At 58.8% G+C, this 12,157-nt stretch carries 14 protein-coding genes; 5 read left to right on the top strand and 9 right to left on the bottom strand.

Annotated elements, in window-relative coordinates:
* Positions 1–23 precede the first annotated feature (23 nt).
* The gene (locus tag AB4O45_RS10385) at positions 24–722 is read left to right on the top strand and encodes a lipoate--protein ligase family protein (RefSeq protein ID WP_252868379.1); all 699 of its coding nucleotides are present in this window, start codon (positions 24–26) and stop codon (positions 720–722) included.
* On the opposite strand, the gene crp is transcribed toward AB4O45_RS10385, so the two are convergent.
* Positions 719–1,363, bottom strand: coding sequence for a cAMP-activated global transcriptional regulator CRP (gene crp, locus AB4O45_RS10380; protein WP_041476679.1), 645 nt, complete (start codon positions 1,361–1,363; stop codon positions 719–721). The two genes, AB4O45_RS10385 and crp, sit on opposite strands and share 4 nt — an antisense overlap.
* 235 nt (positions 1,364–1,598) lie before the next feature.
* On the opposite strand from crp, the gene AB4O45_RS10375 reads away from it, so the two are divergent.
* The gene (locus AB4O45_RS10375) at positions 1,599–2,021 is read left to right on the top strand and encodes an OsmC family protein (protein WP_016772921.1); all 423 of its coding nucleotides are present in this window, start codon (positions 1,599–1,601) and stop codon (positions 2,019–2,021) included.
* A gap of 237 nt (positions 2,022–2,258) precedes the next feature.
* A complete protein-coding gene (speD, locus tag AB4O45_RS10370; protein ID WP_024014530.1) occupies positions 2,259–3,053 on the top strand; it encodes an adenosylmethionine decarboxylase in 795 nt (264 codons plus the stop codon).
* A 112-nt stretch (positions 3,054–3,165) separates the two neighbouring features.
* Here speD and coq7 read toward each other — a convergent pair whose 3' ends face one another.
* The 6 genes from coq7 to hemJ form a co-directional block, all read right to left on the bottom strand.
* On the bottom strand, positions 3,166–3,813 hold the full coding sequence (gene coq7 / locus AB4O45_RS10365; protein ID WP_252886882.1) for a 2-polyprenyl-3-methyl-6-methoxy-1,4-benzoquinone monooxygenase: 648 nt from the start codon (positions 3,811–3,813) through the stop codon (positions 3,166–3,168).
* 195 nt (positions 3,814–4,008) lie between these two features.
* Complete coding sequence (locus AB4O45_RS10360; RefSeq protein ID WP_017128660.1) at positions 4,009–4,347, bottom strand: histidine triad nucleotide-binding protein; 339 nt, start codon at positions 4,345–4,347, stop codon at positions 4,009–4,011.
* Between the two features lie 56 nt (positions 4,348–4,403).
* Positions 4,404–5,192, bottom strand: coding sequence for an SDR family NAD(P)-dependent oxidoreductase (locus AB4O45_RS10355; protein ID WP_041476677.1), 789 nt, complete (start codon positions 5,190–5,192; stop codon positions 4,404–4,406).
* Positions 5,193–5,253: 61 nt separating this feature from the next.
* A complete protein-coding gene (locus tag AB4O45_RS10350; protein ID WP_252886881.1) occupies positions 5,254–6,201 on the bottom strand; it encodes a DUF805 domain-containing protein in 948 nt (315 codons plus the stop codon).
* A gap of 80 nt (positions 6,202–6,281) precedes the next feature.
* The gene (locus tag AB4O45_RS10345) at positions 6,282–7,250 is read right to left on the bottom strand and encodes an NAD(P)H-dependent flavin oxidoreductase (RefSeq protein WP_460161368.1); all 969 of its coding nucleotides are present in this window, start codon (positions 7,248–7,250) and stop codon (positions 6,282–6,284) included.
* A gap of 33 nt (positions 7,251–7,283) precedes the next feature.
* Positions 7,284–7,712, bottom strand: a complete 429-nt coding sequence (gene hemJ / locus AB4O45_RS10340) for a protoporphyrinogen oxidase HemJ (protein ID WP_039757756.1) — start codon at positions 7,710–7,712, stop codon at positions 7,284–7,286.
* A gap of 134 nt (positions 7,713–7,846) precedes the next feature.
* Between hemJ and argC the strand changes: the two genes are divergently transcribed.
* Positions 7,847–8,881 (top strand): N-acetyl-gamma-glutamyl-phosphate reductase, encoded by a 1,035-nt coding sequence (argC, locus tag AB4O45_RS10335; protein ID WP_041476674.1) that lies wholly within the window; start codon positions 7,847–7,849, stop codon positions 8,879–8,881.
* Positions 8,882–9,028: 147 nt separating this feature from the next.
* Positions 9,029–9,379, top strand: coding sequence for an iron-sulfur cluster insertion protein ErpA (gene erpA, locus AB4O45_RS10330; protein WP_003228776.1), 351 nt, complete (start codon positions 9,029–9,031; stop codon positions 9,377–9,379).
* A gap of 69 nt (positions 9,380–9,448) precedes the next feature.
* On the opposite strand, the gene AB4O45_RS10325 is transcribed toward erpA, so the two are convergent.
* Entirely contained in the window at positions 9,449–10,540 is a 1,092-nt protein-coding gene (locus AB4O45_RS10325; RefSeq protein ID WP_305381630.1) for an anhydro-N-acetylmuramic acid kinase, read from the bottom strand.
* A 3-nt stretch (positions 10,541–10,543) separates the two neighbouring features.
* Positions 10,544–11,968, bottom strand: coding sequence for a peptidoglycan DD-metalloendopeptidase family protein (locus AB4O45_RS10320; protein ID WP_252868375.1), 1,425 nt, complete (start codon positions 11,966–11,968; stop codon positions 10,544–10,546).
* Between the last annotated feature and the right edge of the window lie 189 nt (positions 11,969–12,157).

Here is a 12,157-nt window from a genome sequence, read left to right as displayed (position 1 = left end):
GATTCAATCTGCCGGAGCTCACCATGTCGTTGCCAACCCCGCTGACCATCGAATCCGGCCTGCAAGCCGAACAGGACTTGCTGGCCTCGGTCTGCGCCGGCGACGCCGAATTCGGCCTGCTGTTCTGGCAACCCACCGATCGCGCGCTGGTCATGCCGCGCCGCCTCAACCGTCTCCCGCATTTCGACCACGCCTGCGAAGTTTCCGCTGCTGCTGGCTGGCCGGTGCTGTTGCGTGAAACCGGCGGTGAGCCCGTCCCGCAATCCGCTGCGACCGTCAACATTGCCTTGGTATATGCCCCGCCTCGCAGCGAAGGCGATCTGAACCGCATCGAAACCGGCTACCGCCGCCTGTGCGATCCGATCTGTCAGTTGCTGGATGAGTTGGGTGGCACCTCGTCGGTCGGGGAAATCGACGGCGCATTCTGCGACGGCCGTTTCAACGTCAATCTCGACGGTCGCAAGATGGTCGGTACCGCCCAGCGCTGGCGCCAGAGTCAGGGAGGCCAGCGTCCGGTTGGCCTGGTGCATGGTGCGATGCTGATGGATGACGAGCGCGAAGCGATGGTTGCTGCGGTCAATCGCTTCAATGAAGCCTGCGGCCTGGAGCAGCGGGTGAGGGCGCAAAGCCACATTGCCCTGTATGAGAAATTCAACGCGCCACAGGCATTGGCGCGTCTCGATGAATTGTTTCGTTTGATGCTGGCGCAGATTTACGTCTAGCGCGTGCCGAAGACCACCATGGTCTTGCCTTTCACATCGACCAGGTTGCGTTCTTCCAGATCCTTGAGCACGCGGCCGACCATCTCTCGAGAACAGCCGACGATACGACCGATCTCCTGGCGGGTGACCTTGATCTGCATGCCGTCCGGGTGAGTCATGGCGTCCGGTTGTTTGCACAACTCCAGCAGGCAGCGGGCGACTCGGCCAGTGACATCGAAAAACGCCAGGTCGCCGACTTTGCGCGTGGTGTTACGCAGGCGTTGTGCGATTTGTCCGCTGAGGGCGTAAAGAATGTCTGGATCCTGCTGCGACAGTTCGCGGAACTTGGCGTAGCTGATTTCGGCGGTTTCGCATTCAACTTTGGCACGCACCCAGGCGCTGCGTTCCTGCTCCTGACCTGCCTGCTCGAACAGACCCAGTTCGCCGAAGAAATCCCCGGCGTTCAGGTAAGCGATGATCATCTCGCGACCATCGTCGTCTTCGATGAGGATGGTGACCGAGCCTTTGATGATGAAAAACAGCGTGTCCGAGCGATCCCCGGCGCAGATGATATTGCTCTTGGCCGCATGACGCCGGCGCTGGCAATGCATCAACAGCTTGTCGATGTTCTTGATTTTGGGTGTGGGGGTAATAGCAACCATGGTTGTATCCCGAAAAGACTGCACGGTGATGTTTGAGTTTTTATGAGGCGCTGAAGGCGGTCGCTACAGGGCTGACGAATTGGCGCCAGCGAATTGGCGCCAGCTTACCAGACACTTCGTCGAAAATTCGAGAAATTACCTACAGCCAGAAAGCATCCGTCCTAGGACGTCGTTCCTGTCGGGACAAAGTGCTGTGCTAAGCTGGCGACCCTTTTTTTACAGTGGAGTCTGGGCGATGAAGGCACGCATCCAATGGGCTGGCGAAGCCATGTTCCTCGGCGAATCCGGCAGCGGTCATGTCGTGGTAATGGACGGCCCGCCAGATGCCGGTGGCCGTAACCTCGGGGTTCGCCCGATGGAAATGCTCTTGCTGGGTGTCGGCGGTTGCAGCAACTTCGACGTGGTCAGCATCCTGAAGAAGTCGCGCCAGGCCGTTGAAAGCTGTGAAGCCTTCCTTGATGCCGAGCGTGCGACTGAAGATCCCAAGGTGTTTACCAAGATCCACATGCACTTCGTGGTCAAGGGCCGGGGCCTGAAGGAAGCTCAGGTCAAGCGCGCCATCGAGCTGTCGGCCGAGAAGTATTGCTCGGCGTCGATCATGCTCGGCGCGGCTGGCGTGGCAATCACCCACGATTATGAAATCGTCGAACTCGGCTGAACCGACATTCAACTATCATAAAAGCAGTGCAGACTCTGGCGATCCCCCGCTGACGTCTGCATAATGCGCCACTTTTTTCAGGGCAGTGATCGGTCAGCCGACGGGTCATCCGCCTGAACAGATAACCAAAATCGCCATCGCGAAGAGGTGTTAACCGTCCTACGCAGGTGCGTTGTTCGCACTTGACGGGCATGCTTGATCACGCGGCCGCGCCGCATACATAGAGAGTTTTTAACGGTGAAAAGCAAACTCAAGCTCCACGGGTTCAATAACCTGACAAAGACCTTGAGCTTCAACATCTATGACATCTGCTACGCGGAAACCCCGCAAGACCAGCAGGCTTACGTTGAGTACATCAATCAAGAGTACAACGCGAAACGCCTGACGCAGATTCTCACAGAAGTTGTCGAGATCATTGGTGCCAACATCCTGAACATCGCCAGTCAGGACTATGAACCCCAGGGCGCCAGCGTCACGATTCTGATTTCGGAAGAGCCGGTAACCCCGACTGACAGCCAGATCGAAGAATCGCCGGGCCCGTTGCCCGAAATTATTCTGGCCCACCTCGACAAGAGCCACATCACGGTGCACACCTATCCGGAAATCCATCCGGACGACGGTATTGCAACGTTCCGTGTGGATATCGACGTGTCGACCTGTGGTGTCATTTCACCGCTCAAAGCGCTCAACTTCCTCATTCACCAGTTCGATTCGGACATCGTGACCGTGGATTACCGTGTGCGCGGTTTCACCCGTGACGTTGAAGGCAACAAGCACTTCATCGACCACGAGATCAACTCGATCCAGAACTACCTCTCCGAAGACACCCGCGACGCGTACCAGATGACCGACGTGAACGTGTACCAGGAAAACCTGTTCCACACCAAAATGCTGCTGAAGAACTTCGAACTGGACAACTACCTGTTCGGCGACGCCACCAGCAACCTCTCGCCCGAGCAACGTGCCCAGGTGACCGACCGTGTGAAACACGAAATGCTGGAAATCTTCTACGCGCGCAATATGCCGACCTAAGATTCCCGGAAACAAAAAAGGCGACCTCCTGGTCGCCTTTTTCATGCTTCAGACAAAACCCCCTGTGGGAGCTGGCTTGCCAGCGATAGGGCAATGTCGGGCGATACATATCTCAGATCCGATAAGTACTCTTGGTCATCACCTTGGCCAACAAGCTCATCCCGAACTTGACCGGCGCCGGAAAACGAAACCCGCCCGCATCCAGGGCACTTTCCGCATGGTGTTCTTCATCGATGCGCATCTGCTCAAGAATCGCCCGGGACTTCTCGTCCTCGGCCGGCAATTGCTCCAGATGTTCGTTCAAGTGTTTGCAGACCTGATGCTCGGTCGCCGCAACGAAACCAAGGCTAACCTTGTCGCTGATCAGTCCGGCGACCGCGCCGATACCGAACGACATGCCGTAAAACAGTGGATTCAGCACGCTGGTGTGGCTGCCCAACTGATGGATGCGCTGCTCACACCAGACCAGATGATCGATCTCTTCTTCAGCCGCGTGCTCCATGGCCGCGCGTACCTGCGGCAACTTGGCGGTCAGCGCTTGCCCCTGATACAGCGCCTGAGCGCAGACTTCGCCAGTGTGGTTGATACGCATCAGGCCGGCGACGTGGCGAGTGTCTTCATCGCTCATCTGCGTATCCGGTTGCAGAATCGCCGGCGACGGGCGGTACGGCTGACCACTGGAGGGCAACAGCGTGCGCATCGCGGCATCGGCTTGCAGCAGCAGACGGTCTATGGGCGAGTAGTGACGTTGGGTAGTCATGCTGACCTCCGGGAAGAATCTCGGCGGCCAGTTTAACCGAATCGGCCGGCGAGGGTTTGCGCTGGGTCACTTCCTGCGCGGTCAGGCTTTTTTGTGGGAGCGAGCCTGCTCGCGAAAGCGGATTATCGGATACTGAAGTGTTGAATGTATCGGCGCCTTCGCGAGCAGGCTCGCTCCCACAGTTGTTGTCGCCAATCAGCCCGGCGGCCAGTTCATCTGGCGCTGACCCAGCACGTGCATATGAATGTGATAGACAGTCTGCCCACCAAGTTCATTGCAGTTCATCACCACGCGGAAGCCCTCTTCGCAACCCAGTTCCAGCGCCAGACGCTGCGCGGTGAACAGGATGTGCCCGGCCAGCGCCTTGTCGTCTTCGGTCAGGTCGTTGAGCGTGCGCACCGGTTTTTTCGGGATTACCAGAAAGTGCACCGGAGCCTGGGGGGCGATGTCGTGGAAGGCCAGAACCTGGTCGTCCTCGTAAATGATCTTCGCCGGGATTTCCCGGTTGATGATCTTGGTGAACAGAGTATCCACTGCTGTTTCTCCGTTGAGTTGGGCTGAATCGAGTGTACCGCTTCGAAGTTGTCTTCCTAGCGGGGGCAGTAAGCTTTGTTGATCATGCCGACGATGGTGCGATTGAGCCAGCGCGAACCCAGCCGCGGCAGGAACGCCAGCCAGCGATTGCGTCGTCCCGGAATGATGATGGCGCGGTTTTTATCCAGTGCGCGTACGGCATGCAGTGCCACTTCTTCCGGACTCATCAGCGAGTGGCTGCTTTCGATCTTTTCGCTACTCATCTGTGCGGTTCGGAAGAACGGTGTGCGCGTCGGGCCGGGGCACAGCACCGAAACTTTCACGCCGCTTTGTTTGAGCTCCACGCGCAAGGCTTCGGAAAAATGCAGCACATACGCTTTGCTGGCGTAGTACGTGCTCATCCACGGGCCAGGACTGTAGGCGGCGACCGACGCGACGTTGAGAATCTGCCCGCCACCCAGCAGCGCCATGCTGTTACCCACCGCATGGCAGAGGCGGGTGAGGGCGAGGATATTGACCTCGATGAGGTCCTGCTCAGTCATCCAGTCCTGCGCGAGGAACGGCCCGCAAGTGCCGATGCCGGCGCAGTTGACCAGCAGATCGATCTGCCGGTCGCCTTCTTCCAGCTCCAGCAAAAAGCCCGACAGGCGCAACGGTTCGCCGAGATCGCAGGCACGAAACAATACTTCGACATCGAAGCGCTGGGTCAGCTCGATGGCGATACTTTCCAGCTGATCACGCTGCCGTGCCACCAGAATCAGGCTGCGGCCGCGCCGGGCCAGTGCTTCGGCCATGGCCAGGCCGATGCCGCTGGAAGCACCGGTGATCAGAGCGTAACGGGTCATGCAGTTCTCCATCGCAACAGCTCCGCGCCGGCGACGCGATTGTCGCGGCAGGGAGCGCTGTTCATTCTTGCGCAGAGTCTACAGGGGCCTGCGCCGGTTCGGCTGCCTCGTCGGCGGAAATCACTGGCGGTTCGACGACCTCAACTTCGTCGGTGGTCACCGCGCCGCTGTCATAGCTGCTCTCCAGATTGCTTTCATATTCTTCCTGCACAGCCGAGAAGCCGCCAAGAAGGCCTCCGGCAAAAATCAGTGCGAAGAATACGATCCATAACGAGCACAGCACTTTGACGGCCGTGCTGTTCGGCGGTGGTGGCGGGCCATAGCGGTTGGCGCCGGCATTGCCGGGTACGACCATCATCACCAGCGGGAAAAAACTGCCGACGAACGGCACCAGATTCAACAACCACAGCCAGCCCGACCAGCCGATATCGTGCAGGCGCTGAACGCTGAACAGAATGCTGACGATCATGAAGCCGAGGAACAGGAAGACCGCCAGAATGCCGCCGAGGATCAGGCCTGTGGTTGAATCGCCACTGACCAGACCCAAGGCAATCAAGGCAAACACACCGACGATGGGCAGGGTCACCAGGCTCAGGACCATGGTCCAGGCGAGAAAGCGCAGGCGACCGATCCGGCCTTCGACGCTGAATGGCTTGAGCGTGGCGAATGGCGGCAGAGCTTCACCGACATTGGCGCGCGGTGGGGCGTAAGGCGAGTCCGGTTCCGCCACAGCTGCAGGGTTATCGTGGACATCCGCCAGATTCAGCTCGATGGCGGTTTCCGCTTCGATCCGCGCATCGATCCCGGTTTTGTTCAATGCCTGCAGATACGTCTGGGCATCGCTGTGGGACAGATCACGTTTGAGGGCGATGGTGCGGCCATTGAACAGGCGCTCGATGGCGGCCACATCGCTTTTGAACAGATCCGCCAGATTCAGTTTGGCGGTGGTGAGGTCGACGCCGGGCTGCAGCGCGCCGTCGAAGACGATCTTGTAACGGGTGTCGCTCATGGCCGAGGCATCCTTGTCGCGATTGGGTTTGCAGTAGTCAGTTCAAGGCCAGTCTGACAGCGACTGGCCGGGGGTATTGCTCAGCGCGGCCAGCGTTCCGGCAGCTGTGCGGCGCGCGCCTGAGCCTGACGATATTCTGCGTCGAGCCGCGCAATCAACTGATCCACGCTTGGCAGGTCACCAATCTGGCCAACACCCTGGCCCGCCGACCACACGGTCTTCCAGGCTTTGGCTTCATCGTTGATCGGCTTTAGCTTGTCGCCGAAGTTCACCTCGCCCTTACCTTGCAGTGCCGCCATGTCGAAACCGGCCGCCTCCAGGCTCTGGCGCATGAAACTGGCCGGCACTCCCGACACTGCTGGAGTATGAATGATGTCGGCAGCCTTGGCTGTCAGCAGCATGTCTTTGTAGGCGTCAGGCGCGTGACTTTCTGTGGTGCCGATAAATCGCGTACCGAAGTAGGCCAAATCCGCGCCGAGCAGTTGCGCGGCGAGAATCTCATGGCCGTGGTTCAGACATCCTGCAAGCAAGAGTGTCTTGTCGAAGAACTCACGGATCTCGGCAATCAGCGCAAACGGGCTCCAGGTACCAGCATGCCCGCCGGCACCGGCCGCGACGGCAATGAGCCCGTCGACACCGGCTTCAGCGGCTTTCTCGGCATGGCGCCGCGTGGTCACGTCGTGAAACACCAGACCGCCATAGCTGTGCACCGCGTCGACCAGTTCCTTCACCGCGCCGAGGCTGGTGATAACGATCGGCACCTTGTGCTCGACGCAAATGTCCAGATCCGCCTGAAGGCGCGGGTTGCTGTGGTGAACAATCAGGTTCACCGCATAAGGGGCCGGATTATCCAGCGTCGCCACGCCCGCTTCGATCTGTTCCAGCCAAGCCTTGAACCCACTGCTTTCGCGTTGGTTCAGCGCCGGAAAGCTGCCGACCACACCATTGCGGCAGCAGGCGAGCACCAGTTCCGGATTGGAGATCAGGAACATCGGTGCCGCCACCACGGGCAGACGCAGACGTTGTTCGAGCAAAGCGGGCAGCGACATTGTGAACACCCCGAAGATTTTTATTGATTGAAGTTAGAACGGCTTGACCACGACCAGAATTACGATAGCCAGCAATATCAGAACCGGCACTTCATTGAACCAGCGATAAAAGACATGGCTGCGGGTGTTTTCGCCACGGGCAAAGCGTTTGACCTGCGCGCCGCACATGTGGTGGTAGCCGATCAGCAATACGACCAGGGTCAGTTTGGCGTGGATCCAGCCGCCCTGGCTGAAAAGGCTAGGGTTGAGGTAGATCAGCCAGCCACCGAAGATCAGCGTGGCGATCATCGCCGGGCCCATGATGCCGCGATACAGCTTGCGCTCCATGACGCTGAAGCGTTCCTGGCTGATCGTGTCTGCGCTTTGCGCGTGGTAAACGAACAGGCGCGGCAAGTAGAACAGTCCGGCAAACCAGCAGACGACGCTGACAATGTGAAACGCTTTGAGCCATAGATAGAGCATTTTTGGGTATTCCCTCATTCACGGTAGCCAGATAGTAGAGGCTTGAGCGTCCGCGCGTCACCTTGGCGGTTGTCGCAGGCGCGCGCGGCCCCTATTATCGACGGCTTTCCAGTGGGTTCGTTGAGGGCAGGTTTATGGTCAAGGTCGGTATCGTCGGCGGCACGGGTTACACCGGTGTCGAACTGCTGCGTCTGTTGGCACAGCATCCGCAGGCAGAAGTGGTCGTCATCACTTCCCGATCCGAGGCCGGTCTGGCCGTGGCTGACATGTACCCGAACCTGCGCGGTCACTATGACGGGCTGGCCTTCAGCGTGCCGGACGTGAAAACCCTTGGCGCCTGCGATGTGGTGTTTTTCGCCACGCCGCACGGTGTGGCTCACGCCTTGGCAGGCGAACTGCTGGCGGCGGGCACCAAGGTCATCGACCTGTCCGCCGACTTCCGTCTGCAAGACGCTGATGAATGGGCCAAGTGGTACGGCCAGCCGCACGGCGCGCCAGATCTGCTGGACGAAGCTGTTTACGGGTTGCCGGAAGTCAATCGCGAGCAGATCAAGAAAGCGCGCCTGATTGCGGTACCAGGTTGCTATCCGACCGCAACGCAATTGGGTTTCCTGCCATTGCTGGAAGCAGGTCTGGCTGACGCATCGCGTTTGATCGCCGACTGCAAATCCGGTGTCAGTGGTGCCGGGCGTGGCGCGGCTGTAGGTTCTTTGTACTCCGAGACGTCGGAAAGCATGAAGGCCTACGCGGTAAAAGGTCATCGCCACCTGCCGGAAATTCGCCAGGGCCTGCGTCGCGCGGCGGGCAAGGATGTCGGCCTGACCTTCGTACCGCACCTGACGCCGATGATTCGCGGTATTCACTCCACGCTCTATGCGACTGTGGTCGATCGCTCGGTGGATCTGCAGGCGCTGTTCGAAAAGCGCTACGCCAACGAACCGTTCGTCGATGTAATGCCAGCCGGCAGCCATCCGGAAACCCGTAGCGTGCGCGGCGCCAACGTGTGCCGCATCGCCGTGCATCGTCCACAGGATGGCGATCTGGTGGTGGTACTCTCGGTGATTGACAACCTGGTCAAGGGCGCGTCGGGCCAGGCGGTGCAGAACATGAACATTCTGTTCGGACTGGATGAGCGCTTCGGTCTGTCCCACGCCGGTATGCTTCCTTAACGGCCGTCACAGGTCAGGCGCCGCAAGCTTGAAGCTCACCGCTTGAAGCTTGCAGCTGCCTTTCTAATAGTTGACCAATTTTCTAGGACAAGCGGATAATGCGCGTCATCACGCATTATGGCGGCGTAACGCCGGGAGATAGTCAGCATGAGCGTCGAATCCTTCACCCCCACGGCTTTGCAATTCACCCAAGGTGCTGCGCACAAGGTGAAGAGCCTGGTCGATGAAGAGGGGAATGATCGCTTGAAGCTGCGCGTATTTGTTACGGGCGGCGGTTGTTCAGGGTTTCAATACGGTTTCACCTTCGATGAAGATGTTGCCGAGGACGACACCATTGTCGAGCGCGAAGGCGTGAGTCTGGTGGTTGATCCGATGAGTTTCCAGTACCTGGCCGGTGCGGAGGTGGACTACCAGGAAGGTCTGGAAGGTTCGCGCTTCGTGATCAAGAACCCGAACGCGACAACGACTTGTGGTTGCGGGTCGTCGTTCTCGATCTGATCGCGCTTTACAGCACACAACAAAACGCCGCAGAGCCTTTCGGTTCTGCGGCGTTTTTGTTTCTGAAGGTTATGCCGGGTAGATGGCGCCGAGGACGCGCAGGCCGCGAGCGCCGGTGACGCTTGGCCGATTGGCGGCGATGCCTTCCAGGCAGCAATGGGCGAGCCAGGCGAAGGCCATGGCTTCCACCCAATCTGGATCAACCCCGTGAGTTGCGGTGCTGGCCACTTGGGTATTTGGCAGCAGGTCCGCCAGACGTTTCATCAGCGTGGCGTTGTGCGCGCCGCCGCCACAGACCAGCAGTTCCTGAGTGCCCGATTGAGCGCTTTGTAGCGACTCGACGATGGTCTGCGCAGTCAGTTCCAGCAGCGTGGCCTGAACGTCTTCGGCTGCGAAGGTTGGCAGGTTCGAAAGATGCTGTTCCAGCCATGGCAGATTGAAGACTTCCCGGCCCGTACTTTTCGGGCCTTTGGTCACGAAGAACGGGTCGCTTAGCAGTGCCTTGAGCAGGGTTGGTTCAACCTTGCCGGTCGCAGCCCATTTGCCGTCCCGGTCATAGTTCTCGCCCCGTTGCCGGCTAATCCAGGCGTCCATCAGAACATTTCCCGGCCCGCAGTCGAAACCGGCTACAGGTTTGTTCGGCTCAATCAGGCTGAGATTGCTGAATCCACCGACATTCAAGACTGCCTGGTTACCGCTACGCTCTTCAAACAACGCTTCATGAAAGGCTGGCACCAGAGGCGCACCTTGGCCACCCGCTGCGACATCGCGACTGCGGAAATCGCTGACGACGGTAATACCGGTCAACTCAGTCAGCAGGGCTGGATTACCGATCTGCACGGTAAACCCGCGCGCCGGCTCATGGCGAATGGTCTGACCGTGGCTGCCGATAGCGCGGATTGCTTCGGGCTTGAGTTGTTGCTGCGCGAGGAGGGTGTGAATGCCCAACGCGGCAAGTTCGACCCAGTGTTGCTGGGCAATCGCCGAGCGGGCGATCTCGTCGGGGCCGCTGGCGCACAAGCCAAGCAGCTCGGCGCGCAGGGAGTCAGGCATTGGCAGGTAGTGGGTGGCGATCAGTTTGATCGCCGAGGTCTGCTCGATCAGGGCGATGTCCAGCCCGTCGAGACTGGTTCCGGACATCACACCGATATACAGGGCCATGGCTTAGCGCTTGCTCGAAGCCAGCATGGTGGCCTTCTCTTGATCCATGCGCGCCATCAGTGGCTGGCTCTGCGCGAGGAAGCGCGCGCGTTCGGACTTGGCGATCGGATCGGCCATTGGCAGCTTCTGGCCCAGCGGATCGACGTGAACGCCGTTGACCTGGAACTCATAGTGCAAATGCGGGCCGGTGGACAGTCCGGTGGTGCCGATATAGCCAATGACTTGACCTTGCTTGACGCTGCCACCGGTTTTCACGCCTTTGGCAAAGCCTTGCATATGGCCATAGAGCGTACGGTAAGTGTTGCCGTGCTGAATGATCACAGTGTTGCCATAGCCACCACGACGACCGGCCAGCAACACTTTGCCGTCACCGGCAGCCTTGATTGGCGTACCCCGTGGCGCTGCGTAATCGACACCTTTGTGGGCGCGGATCTTGTTGAGGATCGGGTGCTTGCGGCCCATGGAAAACTTCGAGCTGATGCGGGCGAAGTCAACAGGGGTGCGGATGAAGGCCTTGCGCATGCTGTTGCCATCGGCAGTGTAATAGCTGCTGTTGCCTTGTTTGTTGGTGTAGCGAACGGCGGTGTAAGTCTTGCCGCGGTTGGTGAAGCGCGCCGACAGGATCGGGCCGGTGCCGACGGCCTTGCCGTTGATGACTTTCTGCTCGTAGATCACATCGAATTCATCGCCCTGACGAATGTCCTGCGCGAAGTCGATGTCGTAGCCAAAGACACTGGCCATGTCCATGGTCAGGCTGTGAGAAAGACCGGCGCGGGCTGCGGACTGCGACAGTGAGCTGTTGATGACACCGTGGACGTAGGCAGTGCGAACAGTTGGCTTGGCAGTCACTCGGTTGAACGAATAACCCTTGTCATTCTTGGTCAGGGTGATGGTTTCAACGTCGCTGACCTTGCTGTGCAGGCTGGTCAACTGGCCTTCCGGACTCAGTTCGAACTCGAGTTTCTGGCCGCGCTTGAGCTGGCTGAACTGTTTGGCTTGCTTGTCGCTTGCCAGTACTTCGTGCACGGAGGCTGCAGGCAGACCGACTTTTTCAAACAGGGTAGACAGTGTATCGCCTTTGGAAACCACGACTTCACGGTGCCCAGGCTCTTTCGGTTTCTCAGCAGGCGCCACAGGTGCTGGCGCGGTTTCAGCGGTTTGTGCGGTGTTTTCGTCGCTGTTTTCGATTTGTGCGAACGGCGAAGCTGCGGGCTCGTTTGTGGCTTGAGCCGCATCAGCAGCGTCTTGATCTTGTGTCAGTTGTTCAGCAGGACTTTCCAGTTCAAGACTCAGAGTCGTCTTTTTGGCTTCAACATCGCTGGAGGGAAATACCAGCAGCGCCAGGCTGAGAAGGGCGGCGATTCCACTTGCGGCGAGCAGGTGGGTCTTCGGGTAAAGCGGGGGCGCTTTAGACGGTTCTGTGGTCATAGGTAATTTTTGACTTTGAAATAGATGAATTGGAAAAGATGAATGACATGATGAAGATGAAATAACTGTATAAAATATAACCAAATCATCGCTGAAGCAAGTCTACAGACCTCGGGTCTGTGGATTGGTGTCCGTGCGCCGGGCAAAACTTGTAATTGGTGCGCGTTCTTGTATGGTTGGTTCCCTTTG

It is taken from the genome of Pseudomonas sp. S2_B10 (assembly GCF_054668425.1).
The sequence above is the reverse complement of the archived record's forward strand: the minus strand, read 5'-3'. Positions and strand labels throughout refer to the sequence as shown.